The 22743-nt window shown below is 39.6% G+C and carries 17 protein-coding genes; 9 read left to right on the forward strand and 8 right to left on the reverse strand.

What is annotated here, in order from left to right; translation table 11 throughout:
• Positions 1-92: 92 nt before the first annotated feature.
• Positions 93-308, reverse strand: a complete 216-nt coding sequence (gene cspD / locus WSC_RS0109140; protein WP_016955622.1) for a cold shock domain-containing protein CspD — start codon at positions 306-308, stop codon at positions 93-95.
• Between the two features lie 226 nt (positions 309-534).
• Here cspD and clpS point away from each other — a divergent pair, with 226 nt between their 5' ends.
• Both clpS and clpA read left to right on the forward strand, forming a co-directional pair.
• A complete protein-coding gene (gene clpS, locus WSC_RS0109145) occupies positions 535-858 on the forward strand; it encodes an ATP-dependent Clp protease adapter ClpS (protein ID WP_016955623.1) in 324 nt (107 codons plus the stop codon).
• 45 nt (positions 859-903) lie between these two features.
• Positions 904-3174 carry an ATP-dependent Clp protease ATP-binding subunit ClpA gene (clpA, locus tag WSC_RS0109150; protein ID WP_016955624.1) on the forward strand — a complete coding sequence of 757 codons (2271 nt, stop codon included), beginning with the start codon at positions 904-906 and terminating at the stop codon, positions 3172-3174.
• 75 nt (positions 3175-3249) lie between these two features.
• On the opposite strand, the gene infA is transcribed toward clpA, so the two are convergent.
• Complete coding sequence (infA, locus tag WSC_RS0109155; RefSeq protein WP_016955625.1) at positions 3250-3468, reverse strand: translation initiation factor IF-1; 219 nt, start codon at positions 3466-3468, stop codon at positions 3250-3252.
• A 331-nt stretch (positions 3469-3799) separates the two neighbouring features.
• Here infA and WSC_RS22335 point away from each other — a divergent pair, with 331 nt between their 5' ends.
• Positions 3800-7003 (forward strand): chondroitinase-B domain-containing protein, encoded by a 3204-nt coding sequence (locus WSC_RS22335; RefSeq protein WP_016955626.1) that lies wholly within the window; start codon positions 3800-3802, stop codon positions 7001-7003.
• Between the two features lie 18 nt (positions 7004-7021).
• Here the strand turns inward: WSC_RS22335 and WSC_RS0109165 are convergent, their stop codons facing one another.
• From WSC_RS0109165 to mnmC, 5 genes are all read right to left on the reverse strand, one after another.
• Positions 7022-7759: an arginyltransferase gene (locus WSC_RS0109165; RefSeq protein ID WP_016955627.1), complete on the reverse strand. Its 738-nt coding sequence runs from the start codon at positions 7757-7759 to the stop codon at positions 7022-7024.
• Positions 7749-8456 (reverse strand): leucyl/phenylalanyl-tRNA--protein transferase, encoded by a 708-nt coding sequence (aat, locus tag WSC_RS0109170; protein ID WP_040394187.1) that lies wholly within the window; start codon positions 8454-8456, stop codon positions 7749-7751. Before aat ends, WSC_RS0109165 begins: the two co-directional genes overlap by 11 nt.
• Before the next feature lie 95 nt (positions 8457-8551).
• On the reverse strand, positions 8552-9505 hold the full coding sequence (gene trxB / locus WSC_RS0109175; RefSeq protein WP_016955629.1) for a thioredoxin-disulfide reductase: 954 nt from the start codon (positions 9503-9505) through the stop codon (positions 8552-8554).
• Between the two features lie 134 nt (positions 9506-9639).
• The gene (gene smrA / locus WSC_RS0109180; protein ID WP_016955630.1) at positions 9640-10233 is read right to left on the reverse strand and encodes a DNA endonuclease SmrA; all 594 of its coding nucleotides are present in this window, start codon (positions 10231-10233) and stop codon (positions 9640-9642) included.
• 75 nt (positions 10234-10308) lie between these two features.
• The gene (gene mnmC, locus WSC_RS0109185; RefSeq protein WP_016955631.1) at positions 10309-12387 is read right to left on the reverse strand and encodes a bifunctional tRNA (5-methylaminomethyl-2-thiouridine)(34)-methyltransferase MnmC2/FAD-dependent 5-carboxymethylaminomethyl-2-thiouridine(34) oxidoreductase MnmC1; all 2079 of its coding nucleotides are present in this window, start codon (positions 12385-12387) and stop codon (positions 10309-10311) included.
• 138 nt (positions 12388-12525) lie between these two features.
• Between mnmC and fabB the strand changes: the two genes are divergently transcribed.
• The 6 genes from fabB to murD all read left to right on the forward strand — a co-directional run bounded on the left by fabB (position 12526) and on the right by murD (position 22292).
• Positions 12526-13740, forward strand: coding sequence for a beta-ketoacyl-ACP synthase I (gene fabB / locus WSC_RS0109190; RefSeq protein WP_016955632.1), 1215 nt, complete (start codon positions 12526-12528; stop codon positions 13738-13740).
• A 69-nt stretch (positions 13741-13809) separates the two neighbouring features.
• Complete coding sequence (locus tag WSC_RS0109195) at positions 13810-14964, forward strand: 4-phosphoerythronate dehydrogenase (RefSeq protein ID WP_016955633.1); 1155 nt, start codon at positions 13810-13812, stop codon at positions 14962-14964.
• A 90-nt stretch (positions 14965-15054) separates the two neighbouring features.
• Complete coding sequence (locus WSC_RS0109200; protein ID WP_016955634.1) at positions 15055-19050, forward strand: FimV/HubP family polar landmark protein; 3996 nt, start codon at positions 15055-15057, stop codon at positions 19048-19050.
• Positions 19051-19187: 137 nt separating this feature from the next.
• Complete coding sequence (locus WSC_RS0109205; protein WP_016955635.1) at positions 19188-19463, forward strand: HU family DNA-binding protein; 276 nt, start codon at positions 19188-19190, stop codon at positions 19461-19463.
• A 162-nt stretch (positions 19464-19625) separates the two neighbouring features.
• The gene (locus WSC_RS22340) at positions 19626-20972 is read left to right on the forward strand and encodes a MurL-like N-terminal domain-containing (protein ID WP_016955636.1); all 1347 of its coding nucleotides are present in this window, start codon (positions 19626-19628) and stop codon (positions 20970-20972) included.
• A 9-nt stretch (positions 20973-20981) separates the two neighbouring features.
• Positions 20982-22292: a UDP-N-acetylmuramoyl-L-alanine--D-glutamate ligase gene (gene murD / locus WSC_RS0109215; RefSeq protein WP_016955637.1), complete on the forward strand. Its 1311-nt coding sequence runs from the start codon at positions 20982-20984 to the stop codon at positions 22290-22292.
• 39 nt (positions 22293-22331) lie between these two features.
• Here murD and WSC_RS0109220 read toward each other — a convergent pair whose 3' ends face one another.
• A complete protein-coding gene (locus tag WSC_RS0109220; RefSeq protein ID WP_016955638.1) occupies positions 22332-22658 on the reverse strand; it encodes a hypothetical protein in 327 nt (108 codons plus the stop codon).
• Positions 22659-22743 lie beyond the last annotated feature (85 nt).

The following is a 22743-nucleotide window of genomic DNA, read 5'->3' on the forward strand; positions in this document are numbered from 1 at the left end:
GATGCCATTCTTTCTTTACTTGAAAATTAGATATAAAAAAAGCAGCTTAAGCTGCTTTTTCAAGTAAATCAGAAAGCTGATTAACCTAAGGGTTACTTAACCATATCAGAGATTTTGATATTGGTAGCGTGAAGACCTTTAGGACCTTCTTCAAGTTCAAACTCAACTTCTTGGCCTGCTTTAAGCGTGCGGTAACCGTCCATGCTGATTGTTGAATAATGAGCAAAAACGTCATCATCTTTACCTTCTGGTACGATGAACCCAAAACCTTTAGCGTTGTTGAACCATTTCACTTTACCTGTAGCCATACTACTAATTCCTTCTGAATCTTGAACAGGGTCGATAATTAAAAATCGTCTTAAACAGCCGTTTTCTGATACCACTTGAAATTCAGTTTAACGACTACATATCAAACTGTAGATAAATTATGCAATCAGTCAAGTTAAATTAGAACAAAATTTGAAAAAAAGTGTATATTTCAACTTTAAGAGAAAATCGTTATGCATTCGGTAAAACGCGAGCTATATTTGAGTTATGAGTAAATTTACTAATACAACAGATCCAAACCAAGGAGAATTACAAGAAGCAGTGCGGAAAGCGGTAAAGCCACCGCCAATGTACAAAGTGATACTCAATAATGATGACTATACACCTATGGATTTTGTGGTCGAAGTATTAACTAAGTTTTTTCGAATGGACTTAGAAAAAGCCAATCAAATAATGTTGACGATTCATTACGAGGGCAAAGGTGTATGCGGTACATTCACCTTTGAAATTGCAGAAACTAAAGTCGCGCAAGTCAATCAATATGCTCGTGAACATCAGCACCCACTAATGTGCACTATGGAACAAGCGTAATGGTAAGGACGCAAAAGCAAATACTGTTAGCCTGTGGAGTACCTTATGCTAAATAAAGATTTAGAAACAACCTTGAATGAAGCCTTTCGTGATGCCAGAGAACACCGCCATGAGTTTATGACGGTCGAGCATTTATTACTGGCGCTGTTAAACAATCCGGCTGCACGCGACGCTTTGGTCGCTTGTGGTGCGCAGATTGAGCAAATAGAGCAAGATCTTAATAACTTTATTCAAGAAACCACTCCTGTTATCCCTGAAGACGATGCAGAGCGTGAAACCCAACCAACTTTGGGCTTTCAGCGAGTATTGCAACGTGCCGTTTTTCATGTGCAATCTTCTGGTAAATCTGAAGTTACAGGCGCGAATGTTTTAGTTGCTATTTTTAGCGAACAAGAATCTCAAGCCGTCTACTTGCTGAAAAAAGCCGATGTATCTCGTTTAGACGTGGTGAATTATATTTCTCATGGTATTAAAAAAACCGAAGGGGAAGACTCTGCCGAACCACCCTCTATTGAAGCAGAAGAAAGCAATGATTCAGTTGAAACTGGTAGTGTTTTACGCTCATTTTCGACCAATCTGAACAAAGAAGCTGAAGCTGGCAAAATCGACCCGCTTATCGGTCGTGATCAAGAGCTTGAACGAACAATTCAAGTATTGTGTCGTCGCCGTAAAAACAACCCATTATTGGTTGGTGAAGCTGGTGTTGGTAAAACTGCAATAGCTGAAGGTTTAGCTTATCGAATTGTTAATGGTGAAGTACCAGAAGTTATCGAACAAGCAACTATTTACTCATTGGACATGGGCGGCTTGTTGGCAGGTACTAAATACAGAGGTGATTTTGAAAAGCGCTTTAAATCACTGTTAAAAGAGCTAGAAAAAGATGAGCAGGCCATCCTATTCATTGATGAAATACATACCATTATAGGCGCGGGGGCGGCGTCTGGTGGGGTGTTAGATGCGTCGAACTTGCTCAAACCACTATTGTCAGGTGGTAAAATTAAATGCATTGGCTCAACAACCTATCAAGAATTCCAAGGTATTTTTGAAAAAGACCGAGCTTTAGTGCGCCGTTTCCAAAAAATCGATGTGGTTGAACCATCAATTGATGACACAACCAAAATTTTGTTGGGATTAAAATCGCGTTATGAAGAGCATCATGGTGTGCGTTATACCAACAAAGCGGTAAGGGCCGCTGTTGAGTTATCTGCTAAGTACATCAATGAGCGTCGTTTACCTGATAAAGCGATAGATATTATTGATGAAGCCGGCGCAAACCAAAGATTGTTGCCTGTTAGCAAACGCAAAAAAACCATTAATGTAGCTGACATTGAACATATCATTTCGAAAATAGCTCGTATTCCAGAAAAATCTGTGTCGTCTTCAGACAAAGCTGTGTTACAGAATCTAGAGCGCAATTTGAAAATGGTGGTGTTTGGTCAAAACCAAGCGATAGAAACTTTAACCGCAGCCATACGCTTGTCACGTAGTGGTTTACGTGACGAAACTAAACCAATAGGTAGCTTTTTATTTGCTGGTCCAACAGGTGTTGGTAAAACTGAAGTGACTCAGCAATTAGCAAAAGCTATGGGTATCGAATTAATCCGTATTGATATGTCAGAATATATGGAAAGACATGCGGTATCGCGATTAATTGGTGCGCCTCCTGGGTATGTAGGTTATGAGCAAGGTGGTTTGTTAACTGATCAAGTAATCAAACACCCGCATTCAGTTGTGTTGTTGGATGAAATAGAAAAAGCGCATCCGGATGTGTTTAATATTCTGTTGCAGGTTATGGATCACGGTACTTTAACCGATAACAATGGCCGCAAAGCAGATTTCAGAAACGTGGTTTTTGTTATGACCACAAATGCAGGTGTGCAAGAAACAACTCGTAAGTCTATTGGCTTTAACCAACAGGATTACAGCACAGATGCTATGAATGAAATCAATCGTACCTTTACACCCGAGTTCAGAAACCGTTTAGATAGCACTATCTGGTTTGATCACTTATCGCCAGAAATTATTGTGCAAGTGGTAGATAAATTTATCGCAGAGCTTGAAAGCTTGTTGGATAAAAAAGGTGTGGCACTTAATTTACAAAGTGACGCTAGAGAATGGTTAGCAACTAAAGGTTATGATAAAGCTATGGGGGCACGACCAATGGCGCGTGTTATTCAGGAGCATTTGAAAAAGCCTTTGGCAAACGAACTCTTGTTTGGTGCCTTAAGCAAAGGTGGTGCTGTGACTATTACTGTTAATGGTGATGAGTTAGCATTTCAATTTGAAAGTGAAAAAGACTTAGCTGAAACTCATTAAACAGTGAGTAGAAGCATTCATGTGCCTCACTAGATGAAAGTCAGTGAGGCACCGAACTGAGCTACAGAAGTAGAATTAACGTTGACGGAAAACGATGCGGCCTTTTGAAAGATCGTATGGAGTCATTTCAACAGTTACTTTGTCGCCAGTTAAAATACGAATATAGTTTTTACGCATTTTGCCAGAGATGTGGGCAGTGACCACATGTCCGTTTTCTAGTTCTACTCGAAACATAGTGTTAGGTAAGGTATCTAAAACCGTACCTTGCATTTCAATGCAATCTTCTTTAGCCATTCAGTTAAAAACCTCGGAAATTTAGCTCGTTCAAAAAAATCGCGCAGATCATGCCCTAAGCCGCCCCGTATGTAAAGTTTTAGCTGATTTTTTCTCCATTAATATTGGCTGTTTTATATTTCTTAGCGCAATTACTTTTGACTTCCCATTGTATTAAATCATCAATCCTAAAATTGTCTTACAATTAAATTGATTAAAATTTGTTTTTATGTAAGTCATTAATTGTTTATTTTGTTTTACCTTTGTTGTATTTTTGTTTTGATCAAACTTGAGATGTTGATAATTTGATCTAGATAAATCATGCATACAAAAACTAACAAAGGACATTCTAATGAAAAAAAATTTAATAACTGTGGCGTTGCTTATGTCATTGACTGCCTGTATTGACTTTGATGTGTCAGACAATAACGATGACGACGATACTACAAACAGCCCTGCAAGTTTTTCTGGTGATAGTACAAAAGAAATAAAAGTTGATGCGAATTCAGATTTAAACGGTTTAGTCGCAGTGACCGACCAAGATGATGGTGAGGCCTATTTTAATGAATTGAAGGATATACCTACAACTTATGGCAATTTTTCATTGTCAAAAGAAGGCGCATGGACTTACCAACTAGATAGCAGCAATAGCTCAGTTAATGGTCTTATCTCAGCCAATCAAACATTAACCGATTCGATAGAAATAAGTTCGGCAGATGGTAGCAAGCACACTATCGTCATCACTATAGTAGGTGTGGATCAAGTCATAACCAACACGCCAGCATCAATTTCAGGTTTGGCAAAAACCATTGCTAATAATGCTGCAACTGCAGTGGAAGGTGAAATATATATTCATGATTCAGACGATGATTCTGAGGAAGCGGCTATCCCGCAAAATGATGTGGTAACTACATACGGTACTTTTTCTATCAACTCAGAAGGTGAGTGGACTTACGAGTTGAATACAACGGATAGTGCGGTTGCTGCGTTAGCGTCAGCCAGTGATATGTTGACAGACACTATAACTGTTAGTTCGATTGACGGCACCACTGCTGATTTAGTCATCACAATTACGGGCGTAGATCCGGTCGTTGTAGACACAACGCCAGTATCAGCTGACGATACTGTGCCTACGGTCAATTGTACCCAAGTGGTTAATTCAATTTCTGCGCTGGAAGATGCTGCTGAAGATTTAGTTGCTGGTGATACATTATGTTTAGCTGATGGGACTTATATAGGAGATTTTGAATTACGTGTCGAAGGTGTTGGTACTAAAGAACAACCTATCACAGTTGCAGCTGAAAATCCTGGAAAAGCCATCATTACCGGTGGAGAAATTTCAGCTCGTTTAGGTGGTGAATACATAGTATTACAAGGGTTGGTTTTTAGAGATGGTGAATCAGGCAGTTCAATTATTAAATTTGAGAAAGAAACAGAGTGCAGTTATTGCCGAGTGACTGAAGTCTCTATTATTGATATGGACGGAGGAGACTACAGTAGCTCAAAATGGGTCGAGTTTTACGGTCACCATAATCGAGTTGATCACAGTTGGTTTTCTGGTAAAGAATCTCGCGGCGCTCTAATGGTATTCCCTCGTTGGACATCCGAAGACGACTTTGCAACTAACGGCTTTCCTGCTGACTATGGACAAATCGATCACAACTATTTTGCCGATAGACCACCTGCATTTGGACAAGCATACGCAGGTAGCAGTGACAATGAATACGAAGGCATTCGTTTAGGTTTAAGTACCACACATTCAGCACCTTCTCATACTATAGTCGAATACAATTATTTTGAACGTATTCAAGGTGAAGCTGAAATTATTTCGAACAAGTCGGCCAATAATATTATTCGCAACAACACAGTGCGTGACAGTAATGGCTCTATTGTGACCCGCCATGGTGCTGAAGCGACAATCAGCAATAATTTTATTTTTGGTGATGACAATCCGTTTTCCGGCGGTATACGTTTGGTCGATGATGGCCATGTAGTAACCAATAATTATATCGAAGGTGCTCGTTTTCAAAGTTCTAACTGGAACGGCGGCATAGTGTTAACAACAGGTGATGGTTCGGGTGACACTGAAAATGGTTATCAAAATGTCGAAAACGTATTAGTTGCATACAATACTATTGTTGATAGTGTGAATAGTTTGAACGTAGCAGGTGGCAATAATAACCAAGCGCCTAAAGATATTTATTTTGTAAATAATGTAATTGCGGATGCAATTGGGCCTGTTATTCGCACTAATGGTGAAAGTATGCCTGCAGGCTCTACTTTTGATGGCAACTATATTCATGGGCAAAAGTTTTCAGATCAGGATAGTTTAACTTCGGTAACAGGTTTTGCTATGGTGAATGCTGAATTGGCTAAAGGAAATGATGGTTTATATCGCCCGACAGTCAACAGCCCAAGTTTAACTGCCGCTGTGGTTAATCTTGGTAGTTTTACCTCGCCTGCTATTGATATGGACGGGCAAACCCGTTCTAGTGTTACCACCTCTGGTGCTGATGAAGCATTAGATCAAACCATCTTATTAGCGCCGCTGACCCCGGCAGACGTTGGCCCAAAAAATTATCGTCCGACACCTGGTAAAGTATATGTTGAGAAAGTCGCTATTGCGAATCATGACTTTGATAGCGGTGATTTCACTGGTTGGACTAATAACGGTGCGGTTATTACGACTGCGGATGATGAAGTATTTTCTCGTGGCAATAGCTTGAAGGTAACGAGCAATTCAGCGAATGTTAGTCAAACTGTCACAGTAGCAGCAAATACTAACTATACACTATCAGCTTTTATGAAAGGCGCTGCTAAGCTTGCTGTAACGGTTGACGGACAAACTTATGCAGCTGAAACCAACTCAAGCTCATATGGCTTTCAATCTGTTAGTTTTAACTCTGCCAATGCAACTACCGCTGTGATCACTGCTGCCGTTGACGATTTTGTTACCAGTAAAGCGCCTATTGTAAATGCAAACTTTGATGATAAACAAACAGGCTGGACTGTGGTTGAGGGCACTGGTATTGGTCAAGTGCAAGATTCGAGCAATTCAGCTGGCGGCGCGGATGGGTCAATCAAGTTTGTCTGGAACTCAGGTGCGGATACAGGCACGCCGCATAATCCGTATATTGCACAAACCATTACTGTGTTAGCAAACACAGACTATACAATGTCGATTTATAATTTATACAAACAATCAAATGATGATTCGTCAATTGTCTTTGGTGCCTCTACTAATGCGGATATCACAGTAACAACTGATTGGCTTGCAAGTAAAGAGTCAATTTATTCTGCACTTAAATCTGCGGGCACTACAAAAGGTGATGATAGTTTCTATAAAGATCAAATTAGTTTTAATTCTGGAGCAAATACATCAATAACTGTATTTGCACAGTTTAAATCAAGCACAGGTACGGAAATTAGAGTTGATCAATTTGAATTAAGTTATCAAGGTGCACCAGCGGAAGGAACCGAAGCGTATTTTGATAATATTCGTTTAGTTTCTCACCCATTGTCGCCAACAGAGTCAGAAGCTGCGGCTAACAACTAATTGGTGTGTAGATTTAAGCTAGCTCGTTGTTGAGCTAGCTTTTTCTTTATCTAGCGTTAGCCAATGTCCTGCTTGTAATCTTTGGTGCGGATAAAAACGCGATTTGTAGTTCATTTTATTGCAGCCATCCACTTGATAACCTAAATAAACATATTGGCGCTGCGACATTCGCGCTAACTCAAGCAATTGTAATATGGCATACGTGCCTAACGAGCGGTTTGCCAAAAGTGGATCATAAAATGTATAAACAGCAGAAAAACTGTTCGGTAGCGCATCAATAACTGATACAGCAATTAAACTGTCATTTACTGACAATTCTAAAAAACCTATGTTGAGCCAAGCTGCTTTTACAAAACTATTAAACTGTTCGATGGAAGGTGGATACATGCTACCGTCGGCGTGTTTATGTTCGATATATTTTTGGTAAAGCGGATAATAAAAATCTGTGTCTGTTACTTTATAAACGATACGCGCTTGGATATCTTGGTTTTTATTCAGCAGACGTTTTTGGCTTTTGCTCGGTTTAAATTCTTGGCTGTCTATACGGATTGATTGGCAGGCTTGGCAGTTCTGACAATGTGGGCGGTACACTTGATAACCACTGCGGCGAAAACCAAGTGCCATAAGCTTTTCGTAATTTTCAGGGGTATAAACTATATTGTCGAGCGCAACCAATAAACGTTCAGTTTCATTCGGGAGATAGTCACAAGCAAATTCTTGTGAAATACCAAATTGAATTGGAATATTATGGCTCATAAATCAGCTCTCTAGCTATCCAAGCATCTGCTGAAATGGTTCGTTGTGCTAAATTGCTTAACTCAGTCAAAAACTCGTCTCTAGACATTTCATAAACCCCTAAAGTTTCGAGGTGGGGGTTGACCATTTGACAGTCAATTAATTGAATATTCAATTGTTGACAAACTTGTCCCAAACAATTAAAAGCTGCTTTTGATGCGTTAGAAACTAAATGAAACATAGATTCTCCACAAAACAATCCACCAATATTGATACCATACAGGCCACCGACAAGCTGCTGGTTTTGCCAAACTTCAATTGAGTGGGCGTGACCTTGTTGATGTAGCTCGATATAAGCTTGGATCATTTCATTGGTGATCCAAGTACCATCGGTCTTTTGTCTAAGTGTAGCGCAGTTTTGAATAACTTGAGAAAAAGCACGATTGACGCTGTAGCTAAAGCCAGATTTTTTTAAATATTTACGTAGGCTTTTGTTTGCATGAATTTGATTAGGCCGGATAACACCACGCGGATCTGGACTCCACCACAATATTGGCTCACCCGGATTAAACCAAGGAAATATACCGTTTTTGTAGGCTTTTAATAACCAAGCCGGCTTGAGCTCACCACCTATAGCTAATAAACCATTGGGTGATTCGAGTGCTAATTGAGCGGGTGGAAAATAGATATGCTGGGGGTCGAGTTGATATAGGGCTATTTGGCACCTCCAGGCTTGAGTAAACTCAGAAGATAATAGAATTGCAGCGCTCTGCAATTCTATTTTGAGTTGGTTAGTATAATATAACTACACAACTATTTTTGTGCGTCTAAATAACGCTCAGCATCTAATGCTGCCATACAGCCAGTACCGGCACTGGTAATTGCTTGACGATAAATGTGGTCGCATACATCACCAGCAGCAAAAACACCTTCAACGCTAGTCGAAGTCGCATTACCGTTTAAGCCAGAATTAATCACTATGTAGCCATCTTTCATTTCTAACTGACCAGCAAAAATGTCGGTATTTGGCTTGTGACCAATTGCGATAAATACACCTGCAACTTCTAATTCTTCAGTCGAGTCTGATTTGGTGTCTTTAATACGTACACCAGTTACACCCATGTCATCACCTAATACTTCGTCTAAAGTTCTGTCTAGGTGTAAAGTGATGTTACCGTTTTGTGCTTTATCCATTAAGCGGTCAATCAAAATTTTCTCTGATTTGAAGGTATCACGACGGTGAATCAAATGTACTTCAGACGCTATGTTAGAAAGGTACAAGGCTTCTTCTACAGCAGTGTTACCACCACCAACAACCACGACTTTTTGGTTTCTGTAGAAGAAACCATCACAAGTTGCACAAGCAGATACACCACGACCTTGGAACGCTTCTTCAGATGGTAAACCTAAATATTTAGCAGAAGCACCAGTACAGATAATTAATGCATCACAAGTGTACTGACCTGAATCACCTTCTAAGGTATAAGGTTTTTTTGAAAAATCGACTGTGTGAATGTGGTCGAATAAAATTTCGGTTTCAAAACGTTCAGCGTGCGCTTGCATACGCTCCATTAACGCAGGACCTGTTAAGTCATGTGCATCACCAGGCCAGTTTTCAACTTCAGTTGTTGTGGTTAACTGACCACCTTGTTGCATGCCGGTAATTAATACTGGGTTTAAGTTAGCACGTGCTGCATAAACCGCGGATGTATAACCTGCAGGGCCAGATCCTAAAATTAGTAGTCGGCAATGTCTTGCGTCACTCATGATTATTCTCCAAATTCTTATATAAGCTGACGAGCAGGGTAGCTCAATCAGTGATGATTTTTTACAAAATGGGGTTAGATAAAATTATATCAAGTCTAGCGTCAGTTAATCTAAAAGCTAATCGAAAAAATCAATTAGCCTAATCGTTTCTGAATATGTTCTTTGGTTTCGCGTTTTTTCTCGTCAGATTTTTTCAACAATACAAGGGTTGCAGACAAACCACCTAAATTTTTTGGTGCACTATGATAAGCAAGTACCTGTTCAAAACACTCTAACCAATTGTTCAAATAGCTTTTTATCACAGCTGGATGAGGTTGATTATTTAAACCTAAACCGTGTTGTATCAATAAACATCTATGATTGTCATTCTGGCTTTGCTGGATAAATTCAAACAAAACTACACGCGCTTGTTCTACCGATAGTTGGCGTAAATCTAGCCTGTTGGTTACTGAATATTTTGCTTGGCGTAAATTTTTATACACGCCATCTTGCACACCATCTTTTTTATAATCGAGAGGGTCATACGGGTCTATGGGTTCAACATAGCCAGTGGTTAAACCTAACTGCTCAATTTTTTGCTGTTGTTTTAATTTGTATAAATGCTCAGCCATTGCTTGTGGATCAAGCGCTTTTTTATTGCTTGTATTCACTAACACTTTATCTTGTTTAAGCGGTTTTATGTCACCCATTTCTTGGTTAAACAAATCCCAATCGTCATCTTGTTGCATAATTTTAAAAATTCCACTCAAGTTTGCTGATCGTCTACCGATACAAGGTTTAAGTTCACATACCCATAGAACTAGTTATACCAAACCGCGGTTTATCCCTCTATAAAAAAAACGGTTTGGATTAAGCGCTTCGAACATCTTGTGCGACAATGGCAACCCCTCATTGTTTATTGTCGCTGCAAGTGTTTCTGCCAACAAAGGCGCTGTTGTTAGTCCCCTAGAGCCTAAACCAGATAACAAATACAATCCTTTATATTGCTGTTCAGCGGTCAACTCTTTCGGTCTTTGTCTATGTTTTTTCGCATGACAATATTTAAGCTCTGTGGTTGAAAGCACTTCACCCATTAAAGGTATATGGTCTAAGCTGGCTGCTCGAATAGCTGCTCTTTCACTGACAATATGTTGTACGGCAAAACTATCTGCTTGGTTTGGTAAAAAATGTTGTTGTTGCTGTACATTCGTTAGATTGTCACTCGAGATATTTGATGTTAGATTCAAATCTCGACTAAAAGTTGCACCAATACAATATTCGCCTTGCCAATTCGGCGTTAAGTAACCTTTATGGCACAAAACCGTTTTAAGTTTTGCCATTTCAGCGGTTGCGGTTAAATGACTTACTTGTCCTCGCAGCGCTTCAATAACAACATGTTCGGTTACCGCAAATTGCTCAAGCTGATGGCCGGTCGCTAAAACCACCTTAGTATAATTATTAGTTGTTGCTGACTTATCAGCGCATAAAAAATTAAGTTGCCAACTTGGATGCTCACCACTGTAGTTTAAATTGAGCAATTTATGCTGTGGGTAGACGCGGCATTGCTTATGCTCAGTTAAATATTCAATGGCTGCTTGGACAAATAATTTTGGACTCATCCAACCACCGCTCGGATAATACATACCATCAACGTCAAGTTTAATGCCAGCAAGTTTGGATAATTCTTCAGCACTGACAGCTCTGACTAAATCAGTTGGAAAATAGGGATTATTCGTTATAGCCTGCTGACGCTCAGCAATAATCTTGGAAAAATTAAGTTGAGCAACACCGCACCATTGCAGCGGAAAGTCGAATAGATTTAAATAGTCTTGATAAAACTGTTTCGCGAAATAAAAACCCTTGATATAAATTTCAATTAAGTTGTTATGCTCGTTTTGCAATAGTGGATAAATGGCACCTTGTTGATTACCAGAAGCGCCGTTGGCCGCTTTTTCAAAATATAAATCGACAGGTACATCTCGTTTGACGAGTTGTAGTGCTGTACAAATTGCGGCTATACCACCACCAATAACAGCAACCGGTTGTCGGCTGGGTGGATTAAGCTGATTTTTTTGTGTTAGTTGTCCTTGAATACGTTCACGTTTACGGCCAAAACCAGCGACTTTTTTTACTTCAAACCCAGCTGATATTAAGCCTCGACGGACAAAACCTGCGGCGGTAAAAGTTGAAAACGAGCCATTGTTGCTTGATAACCGTGCCATATGCTCAAATAAACTTTGTTGCCACATATCTGGATTTTTGCTTGGGGCAAAACCATCTAAAAACCAGGCATCAACAAAACCTTGGCCAATTTTTTTGCGCTCGGCTTGTTCACCAAAGTACGGCGGTTTTTTCACTTGGTATAATTTGTGATCTTGCATTTGTTGCAAGCTGTCTTGCACATCACCTAACCACAAGTCGAGTTGAATATTCTCATTCAACAATATTCTGTGTGGGCCTGCAATTAAGTAAGGATAATTTTCAATTAGCGCTTGTGACCAAGTATGCAAACTTGGCCAGCTCGCTAATGCTTGTTGCAGTGCCTCTTTGGTTAAAGGGAACTTTTCAAACGAAATAAAATGTAGTCGTTTTAATTTATGTGTTGGATTTTGTGCAACAAATTGACTAAAGGTTTGACACAGCGCTAAAAAATTTAAACCCGTGCCAAAGCCAGTTTCAGCTATGGTAAAAACTGATTTTTCACATGTTTGCCAGCGTTCAAATAGCTGGTTGCCTTGTTGAAAAACTTCAATTGATTCAGTTAAACCATCTTCTTGTGAAAAATAAATGTCATCAAAACTTTGTGATACAGGCGTACCATTTTGTCTAAATTCTATCTGGGCGGGGGTAATTTTAGTCAAGTTGCTGCGCTCAAAGAAGGTCAAACATCGCATTTTACCCATAAATAGGCCTATTCTAAATGCTTTTTATCTCTTGTCGAAATCTAGCATCTTAGGGTAGCTTGGGTATAATACGAACTTTGAGAAAAGAATTACATGGTAAGCATGCACAAAGGTGCGACTACAAATGAGAGGATTAATATGAAAAGAGCTGTGATTACAGGCCTAGGCATAGTTTCAAGTATCGGAAATAATGCACAAGAAGTGACAGATTCACTTAAAACTGGCCGTTCGGGTATTACACACTCTCAACAATTTGCTGACGTTAACATGCGTAGTCAGGTCTGGGGTAAGGTTGATATCGACTTATCAGAGCATATCGATAGAAAACAATTAAGATTTATGGGTGATGCCGCAGGTTATGCTTATATCGCTATGGCACAAGCGATTGCTGATTCAGGTTTAACAGAAGAGCAAGTTTCAAACCCACGTACAGGTTTAATTGTTGGCTCAGGTGGTGCATCTTCAGCTAACCAAGTTGCTGCTGCCGATACAATGCGTGAAAAAGGTGTTCGTCGTGTTGGTCCATATATGGTGACTAAAACTATGGGCTCAACCGCATCAGCGTGTTTGGCAACACCATTTAAAATTAAAGGTGTTAACTATTCAATGAGTTCAGCCTGTGCAACTTCTGCTCACTGTATTGGTCATGCATGGGAACAAATCCAATTAGGCAAACAAGATGTTGTTTTTGCTGGTGGTAGTGAAGAATTAGACTGGACCCTTGCGTGTTTATTTGACGGTATGGGTGCACTTTCAACTAAGTATAACGATACACCAGACAAAGCCTCTCGCACATACGACGCAGACCGTGATGGTTTTGTTATCGCTGGTGGTGGCGGTATTTTAGTTGTTGAAGAACTTGAACACGCATTAGCACGTGGTGCAAAAATTTACGCTGAAATCGTTGGTTATGGCGCAACTTCTGATGGCTACGATATGGTGGCTCCATCTGGTGAAGGTGCGATTCGTTGTATGCAACAAGCAATGGCGACGGTAGACGGACAAATTGAGTACGTTAATACTCATGGTACTTCTACGCCTGTTGGTGATGTTAAAGAATTAGAAGCCATACAAGCTGTATTTAGCGAATACAAACCAGCAATTAGTGCAACTAAAGCCATGTCAGGCCACTCTTTAGGTGCAGCTGGTGTGCACGAAGCAATTTATTCGTTATTAATGTTAGAAAATGACTTTATTGCACCTTCGATCAATATTGAAACTTTAGATGAGAAAGCTGAAGGTTTAGACGTAGTAATGACAACCCGTGAGCAAAAATTAAATACGGTTATGTCTAACAGCTTTGGATTTGGTGGCACCAACGCTACTTTAGTATTCAAGCGTTTCGACCAATAAATCAAACTCAGTAATTACACCTTAAGCTTATATACATATAGTGCTTAAGGTGTAAACCTCAGGTGCAACATGACAACTCAACCGCATTTTTTTATCGAAGATTCCTTATTATACGCTGAAGAATTTTTTGCCGGTCTTGGCAAAATAACGCGTTTTTCTGGCAGAACAGTTACTGCAGATGACATCAAAGACGCTGATTATTTATTAACCCGTTCAACCACTAAAGTAAATGAAGCTTTATTACACAAATGTACTAAACTCAAATTTGTTGGTACTGCTACTGCGGGTTATAACCATATAGATGCAGATTACCTAGCTGAGCGTAATATAGAGTGGGCGCCAGCCGCTGGCTGTAATGCCGATGCGGTAGCTGATTATGTTATCAGTAGTGGTTTGAACTTAGCCAATAAGTATGGTTTTGCATTAAAAGATAAAAAGATTGCTATTGTTGGTGTTGGACAAATTGGCAAACGCTTAACTAAGCGTTTTGCTGCTTTAGGTTGTGAAGTTGTTCAGTTTGACCCGGTACGAGCTGAGCTTGAGAGCGCTTTTGCCAGTGCGAGTTTTACTGACGTGTTAGCCTGTGACTTTATCACTTGCCATGTGCCTTATGTTAAGTCGGGCAAACATACGACACACCATATGTTTGATAAACAAACATTATTAAAACTAAAACCAGAAACCATTTTAATTAATGCATGTCGTGGTGAAGTTATTAATAATGCAGATTTAGTTGAAGTGCTAACTGCAGGACATGACTTGCGTGTTGTGTTAGACGTGTTTGAAAACGAACCTGAAATAGAAATGGCATTGTTGCCTTTATTAGAATTTGGCACGCCACATATTGCAGGGCACAGTTTAGAAGGTAAAGCGCGCGGTACTGAAATTTTGTATCAAATTTTATGTCAAAGGTTGGAACTACCGGTCGAAATAAAACTACAAGATTTATTACCAGCAATGGCAGTAGACCATATGGTTTTAACCGAAAAATACCAATTAAGTCAGCGCCAATTTAGAGCTTTGATGAATTTGGTCTATGATATTCGTAACGATGATGTTGATTTCCGCTTAGGGTTAGCCAAATCACCGGATAGTTTTGACAGTTTACGTCGTAACTATTCAATTAGACGCGAACTAACATCGTTGAAAATATACTGTGATGACAGCTTGTATCCAACCTTTACAAACCTTGGTTTTAATACCAGTTTAATAAAAGGTGAATAAAAACGATTCGAAAATCCATTGATGGAACAAGGATTGCTTAAAATTATAAAAATGCGTCAAAAAAACGCCAAAGGGTAGGACATTAACAGAATGCGCTGGTTAAAAAATCTCGGATTAACAACATTATGCTTGTTGGCAACGGCAGCTCCCGTCAGTTTACTCCAAGTGGGTGTAAGCAATGACGCGCATGCTGAAATGCGTATTCGAGGTGACAAAGAAAACGATGATGGATTATCTGGCCTGACTTATGGGCCGATTCGCTCCAGCGATACACTTTGGCAAATTTCCACTGAACACAAACCAGATCCTAGCTTGTCCACTTATCAAGTTATGGTTGCTATTTATCAAGCAAATCCAGACGCATTTGTTGATAACAATTTAAATAGCATGCGCAATGGTGCTGTGCTTAATTTACCCACCTTATCTGCTATTCGCAAAGTTAATAAAACCGCGGCAAAAAACAAGTCAGATCTAGATGACGAAATTTGGGCAGAAAAACAAAGGCGTTATCTTGCCGCGAAAACCAATCCTGAAGAGAAAAAACGGCAAGAAACCGCCAAACAAGCAGATTTAGAAAATGCTGCAAACAAACTGCAAGACAAAATTTCCGAGCTGCAACAAGCGCAGTTAGAGTCGTATGGTGTATTAAGAGAACAATTTGCCGCTTCATTAGAAAATATTCAAGCCTTGCTTGAAGAGAACGAGCGGTTAAAAAATCGCTTAACCAATGTTAATGAAGAAGTGGTGTCGTTAAAACAACAAGTTGGACAAGGTAGTGTTTTACAACAGCAAATGGAACAAATGCTGACACAACAAACTGAGTTATTGGATCAGCAACGCAAAGAGATAGAAGAAGCGAATAGAAGTGGCTGGACAAAATTTGTCGAGGCTGTGTCGAATAGTATTGTGTACATGATACTACTTGCATGTTTACCTGCATTGTTAATTATTGGTGGGATAGTTTGGTGGTTTAAAGCGAAAAATCGTGCAGAAGAAAAAACGGCTGAAGCGCCTGCTCAAGCTCAATCTAGCCAACAATTTGCGCCAGAAGATGATTTTAATCTAGCGCCACAAGCACCAACGCCAGCCGCACCTGTTGCTCCGTTAGCACCTGATTTATCCTCAGAAGAAATTCGTTTAGATGATGACGATGATTTGTTGCCACCGCTTGATGAAGATACTGAAAGTGACGATTTAATTTTCGAAGAAGATGACGACGATTTATTAGATGTACCTGACAGTGCATTGGATGATGAATTGGCTGATGATCTACTAGATCAATCTTTAGACGATATTATAGGTGATGACGATCTTGCTGCGGATGACATTGATGCCTTGTTAGAAGAAGCGAGTGCAGATTTAGGTGATGATTTATCAGAAAGTGAAGCACTAGAGTCTGACGAGTTATCACAAGATGATCTAGATTCACTATTTGATTCGGTTGATTCAGACACAGACGACTCCTTGGTCGATGCTGATGATATAGATTCATTGCTCGAACAAAATAATTCAGATGACTCAGTAGTAGATGTAGACGATATCGATGCTTTATTAGCTGGAAATCAAGCCGACGATATAGACGCTGGTGATGACTTAGCCGCTGAAGATATAGATGCTTTATTAGAAGATAGTCAAAATCAAACCGCTGAAGCGCAAGTTGATGTAGCGGATGAAGACATAGATGCGTTATTAGAGAGTGCGCAAGATGATCTTCCTGAGACTGATGAACAGGCTGCAGAAGATGATTTACTCGACAATGATGACTTAGACGATCTTGATGCCTTGTTAGAACAAGACATGGCAAATAACAAACCTGTCGACGAATCGAAAATAAGTGAAGATGTCGATTTGGATTCTATGTTGGCTGAAGATGAAGACTTGATTGATGATGTTGAAGCCGACTCAACGTCAGAGCAAGAAATAGCTGACGATGATGATATAGACATTGATGCATTGTTGAGTGAAAACGAAACTGTTAGTGATAATCAACAAAGCCAAGCCGTAGATGAAGCTAATGACGCGTTACAGCATGAAACCTCTGATTTAGCAGACGATGACATTGATATTGATGCGCTGCTTGACGAAACACAAGAGCAAGAGATTGATGAACTGGATGCTGACGCTTTGCTCGACCAAGTGGCGGATAATGATACAGTTGCAGAGCAAGATGATATAAGCGCAGAAGATCTAGATATTGATGGTTTGTTGGATGACGTCGCTGAAAATGATTTAGCAACTGCTGAACAAGAACAAATTTCCGCCGAAGAAAAACACGCTGAAGATTTATCTCTGGATAGTGACTTTGTTGGTGAAGAAGCTACACAGCAACTAGGTGAAGTTCCAATCGACATAGAGCCTGAGCTAGAAGCACAAGCAGATGAAGTTGATGACGAGTTATCAGTTGAATTAGATGATGATTTACTCGCAGATGATTTCACCGAAGAAGATGCAGAATTATCTGTAGATGAATTAGACTCAGGTTTAGAAGCAGAGCTAGCGTTAGATGATGAAGTTGCAACAGATGTTGAGCCTGAACTAGAAGTACAATCAGATGAAGTGGATGACGAGTTATCACTAGAATTAGACGATGATTTACTCGCTGACGATTTCACCGAAGAAGATGCAGAATTATCTTTAGATGAATTAGACTCAGATTTAGAAGCAGAGCTAGCGTTAGATGATGAAGTTGCAACTGATGTCGAACCTGAGCTAGCAGCACAAGCAGATGAAGTTGATGACGAGTTATCAGTTGAATTAGACGATGATTTACTCGCTGACGATTTCACCGAAGAAGATGCAGAATTATCTGTAGATGAATTAGACTCAGATTTAGAAGCAGAGCTAGCGTTAGATGATGAAGTTGCAACAGATGTTGAGCCTGAACTAGAAGTACAATCAGATGAAGTAGATGACGAGTTATCAATTGAATTAGATGATGATTTGCTTGCTGAAGATTTCACTGAAGAAGATGCTGAGCTATCGTTAGATAAATTAGACACAGATTTAGAAGCAGACCTAGCATTAGATGAAGAGGTTGCAAGCGATGCAGAGCCTGAACTAGAAGCCCAAGCAGATGAAGTTGATGACGAGTTATCACTAGAATTAGATGATGATTTGCTTGCCGAAGATTTCACCGAAGAAGATGCAGAATTATCTTTAGATGAATTAGACACAGATTTAGAAGCAGAGCTAGCGTTAGATGAAGAAGTTGCAACTGATGTCGAGCCTGAACTAGAAGTCCAACCAGATGAAGTTGATGACGAGTTATCACTAGAATTAGATGATGATTTACTCGCAGATGACTTTACCGAAGAAGACGCAGCATTATCTGTTGAAGAAGAGTTACCACCGGAAATTGACGATAACTTGTTAGCGGAAGATTTCACTGAGCTATCCGCAGACGACAGCGAACCTCAGATCGCCGAAGAATTAGATTGGGATTCCTTGTTAGATGAAGAAGATAGTTTAGAAATAGATTTAGCTGCAGAAGATGACTTTGATATCGAAGCTTTGTTGGATACTGAAGCTGAGCCAACAGAAGATGATTTAGTTTTAGACCAAGATGCTGAAATTGATATTAGCGACGACAGCTCACTGCAGGAGCTAGCGGATCTTGAAAATGCTGATTTTGACGCACTGCTAGATGAATTATCCAAAGAGCAGAATAGTCAAGTTGCAGCAGATGACAATGAACTTGATATGGACAGTTTGTTAGCTGCGGAGCCAATAGCAGAAGATGATGTCCTAGTTGAAGATATTGCCGATGTTGACATTAATTCAGATGAATGGGTTGATGTAGACGCTTTGTTGGAAGAGCTTGATAATGAAGAGCAAGGCGACGAACCTTATTCTAAACCTCTAGATGATGTTGGGCTTGATGATTTTATTGCGAAAGAAAATATTGCTAGCGTAGATGTAGATGCAGAAAATGCCAATGGTATGCAAGCTAAGTTAGATTTGGCCATAGCTTATATCGAAATTGACGATATAGAAGCGGCTCAAACTGCATTAGAAGAAGTGATTGAAAAAGGGGATGCTGAGCAGCAAGCAGAGGCACAAAACCTGTTGGCAATAATCTTGGCGTAACCAAGAAACTGACTTAATGTCATCAATTGCAATGAGTTAATTTTAATTTTAGTGAAAAATTCCATTGCAATTTACTTTGAGGTCTTATAGATTGGGCTCTCTCGAATAAATCAGATGTTAATAACTGAGGAATAATAATGAATAAATCGGAACTCGTTAAAAAAATCGCCGATGGTGCTGAATTATCTCAAGCTCAAGCAGGTAAAGCGTTAAACGTATTAATGGACACTGTTACTGAAGAATTAGCTGCGGGCAACCGTATTGAGCTAATTGGTTTTGGTACTTTTAGTGTTAAACACCGTGCAGCTCGTACAGGTCGTAACCCTTCAACAGGTCAACCTATTGAAATTTCAGCGGCTAACGTACCTTCTTTCAAAGCTGGTAAAAACTTAAAAGACGTTTGTAACGCTTAATTAAGTCCAATTGCTGGGGTCGAATACGTGAGTGCACGCTCAATAAATGTGTCGACCCTTCCAAATCCTTTCTTTTGTAATTCCATAAATATCTCGTTAGCTTGTTTAAAATTATCTAATTTCGGTTAAAATAATCTCATTTTAATCAGTGGGATAATTCTTTTGTTGTTTCAGCAGTTTTCATTCGATAGTTATCAATACAAATCCCATCAACAACAAATTGTTTTAAATTATCGCGCTGATGCTTATCATTTTTCAGAAACGCTAAGTTTTGATTTTCCACAGGATAAATTTCCAGCGATAACTGCAGATTTAGATAAGTTACTTAACTATTTATTAATAGCTGCTGGCGTTAGTTATCTTAAGCTTAGCCCTTATGCTCAGTTACAGCATAATTCAATCGCTCTGTCGGCCAACGCAAGTGAATTTTTTACTCAGTTGTACCGCTTAGGTTTGGCCGAATTTGCTTACCGCAATCAATTAGATTTAACCGATAAATGTCAATTCCACAGCAGTAGCGAAGTGGAAAGACAAGATGACACGGTAAATCAGATCCAAACAAAGGCTGAGCAGCGCCATAAAGCTTTAGTGCTTATTGGTGGCGGTAAAGACTCGTTAGTTTCGATAGAAGCTCTAAAACAACAAAATATTGAAGTTATACTTTTTGCGGTTAATCCGGCCCAGCCCATTGTCGATTGTGCAAAGGCAGCTGGTTTGCCTCTAGTTAAAGTAAAACGCCAATTAGACGAACAGTTGTTTGAGTTAAATGCGCAAGGTGGCTTGAATGGGCATGTGCCAATTACCGCAATAATCAGTTTTATTGCGAGTTTTGTCGCTATTGCTTTAGGTTGTGATTATGTCGTGACTAGTAATGAAGCGTCTGCTAGTGAAGCAACTGTCGTACACAATGGGGTTGAGGTTAATCACCAATACAGTAAATCTTTGGCTTTTGAACGAGATTTTAGCCAGCTATTAGCAAATGAGTTAACTGTACCTTTTCGATATTTTTCTTTATTGCGTCAGCAAACTGAAATGCGCATAGTTAAACAATTTTGCCAAACGGACAAATATGACGCTGTATTTACCTCATGCAATAAAGCTTTTAAATTACGTGAGAAAAAATCACAGCTGCGCTGGTGTTTGGCTTGCCCTAAATGCCAATTTGTTCATTTAATGTTTGCTGTCGCCGGCGTTTCAGAACAAAGAATGTCGCAAATATTTGCTGGTAACCCATTACAAAATATTGAATTTTTAGCTGATTACCAGTCGCTTGTTGGTTTAACTACAGAAAAACCTTGGGAATGTGTTGGTGAAAAACTTGAGTCTGCGGTTGCAATTTATATGTTATCTCAGCGGTCTGGCTCACAGGACTGGCCTATAGTCAAAAAACTTGCTCCCGAGGTTGTAAAAAACTACGGAGCTGAATTATTACAGCGTAGCGAAAATGACTTAATGTCATTACGTCAAGAGCATTTTATCCCAGCACACTGGGCTGCTTTGTTTAGTTAGGACGATAAGATGAACACATATCTAATTTGGGGTTTTGGGGTTGAAGGAAAAAGTGCAGCCATTTATTTAGCCAGCCGGCAGCTCAATTTTAGCCTATTGACTGATGTTTATGAGCAAGCAACTCAAGACTATGCTCAGCAACATGGTATTGAATACTTATATGGTGAGCCGGGCATTGAACAGGCAATCAACCGCCAATTTAGTTATGTGATTAAAAGCCCTGGTATCAGCTTATACCGAGCTGAAGTTAATTTGTTTAAGCATGCGGGCAGTAAAATTACTTCAACTACGCAAATGTGGTTTGATGCATACCCTCAGGCTAAAACTATTGTTGTAACTGGTACCAAAGGTAAAAGTACCTCAGCGAGTCTACTGCATTATTTGTTTAACTTATTAGGCGTAAACAATGAGCTAGCAGGTAATTTAGGCCGGGCTATTTTAGAAGTAAAACCAGATGAAAATAGTTGGACTATATTAGAGTTGTCGTCCTACCAATTGGCGGATTTACATAGCCAAGTAGACATCTTTTTATTGCTGAATTTATTTCAAGAACATGTTCCTTGGCATCAAACTGCTGAACAATATTATTTAGATAAGACTAGGCTGGCACGCGATAATTTTGCTGATGCCGTGGTGTATAACGCTCAATCTAGCCTATCCGCTAAATATCTTGCTTTAGACGAACTATCAAATGGCGTGTGCAAGCTGGCGTTTGCAGATGAATGTGGATTCCACATTAAAGATAATCAGCTCTACTACAAGGACGAACAACTAACACATAACTTTTCACTAAAAGGCCAACACAACCTAAAAAACTTAGCTGCTTGTTTAGCTATAGTCGAGCACTTAGGCTTTGATTGGCGGCAGCTGCTAACTAAGTTAAATGGTTTCGCTGCGTTAGAACATAGACTGCAGGAAGTGCAGGGGACAAATTCTGTTCTGTATGTAAACGATAGTATATCCACTACACCCGATTCCACTTTATGTGCACTAGACTGTTATAAAAACCAAGAGATTAATTTAATTTTAGGTGGGGCAGAGCGCAGCCAATGTTATGTTGAGTTAATTAGCGCACTAGATAATTACCAACTCAATAAAATTCTATTATTAGGTGAAACAGGTAAACGTATATTAAGGCTATTACCAGCCGATTTAGCGAGTAAAGCTCAATACTTTGAGCACATGGCCATTGGCATGGCTTGGCTGAATCAACATGCCAAAGCTGGCCAGGTGATTTTATTGTCGCCTGCAGCGCCAAGTTTTGGTGAGTTTGTTAACTTCGCTGAGCGTGGCAAACTGTTTTTATCGTTTTGTCGTTAATCTGTCGTCCGTTGTCTGGTTATTAATCATTTCAGCGCACTAGGAATTATTTGTGGGAGCAGGCCTGAATCTGCGATATTGCAGCATTAGGTAACACAGATTCAGTGCAAAAACTGCAGAGACGAAACTGATGCCATCAAGGATAATTGTCAGCGTTGTTAATACTAATAGAACACTCGCATAGTTAAAAAAATCAGCTCTGCGCTTCAGCTGTGTATTGCTATAAATCATCAAACTGAGCATCAGCAAATTGATTAAATTGCTTGTTATTATCAAGGCTGCTTCCGCTAGTCCCAACTGAACTAAAAAGAAGGTTTTAAACATAAATAAGACAAAGAGCACGGCCAAAGAATAAGCTATTTTCATACGTATCCTGCCTATAAATCGCTCTGTACTGGTTGCAAGGTCGTTTTGGACGATGCAACAAAAAATCTTCCTTGACGTACAATCT

Source organism: Catenovulum agarivorans YM01, from assembly GCF_000281085.1.
In the GTDB taxonomy this organism is placed as follows: Bacteria; Pseudomonadota; Gammaproteobacteria; order Enterobacterales; family Alteromonadaceae; genus Catenovulum; species Catenovulum agarivorans.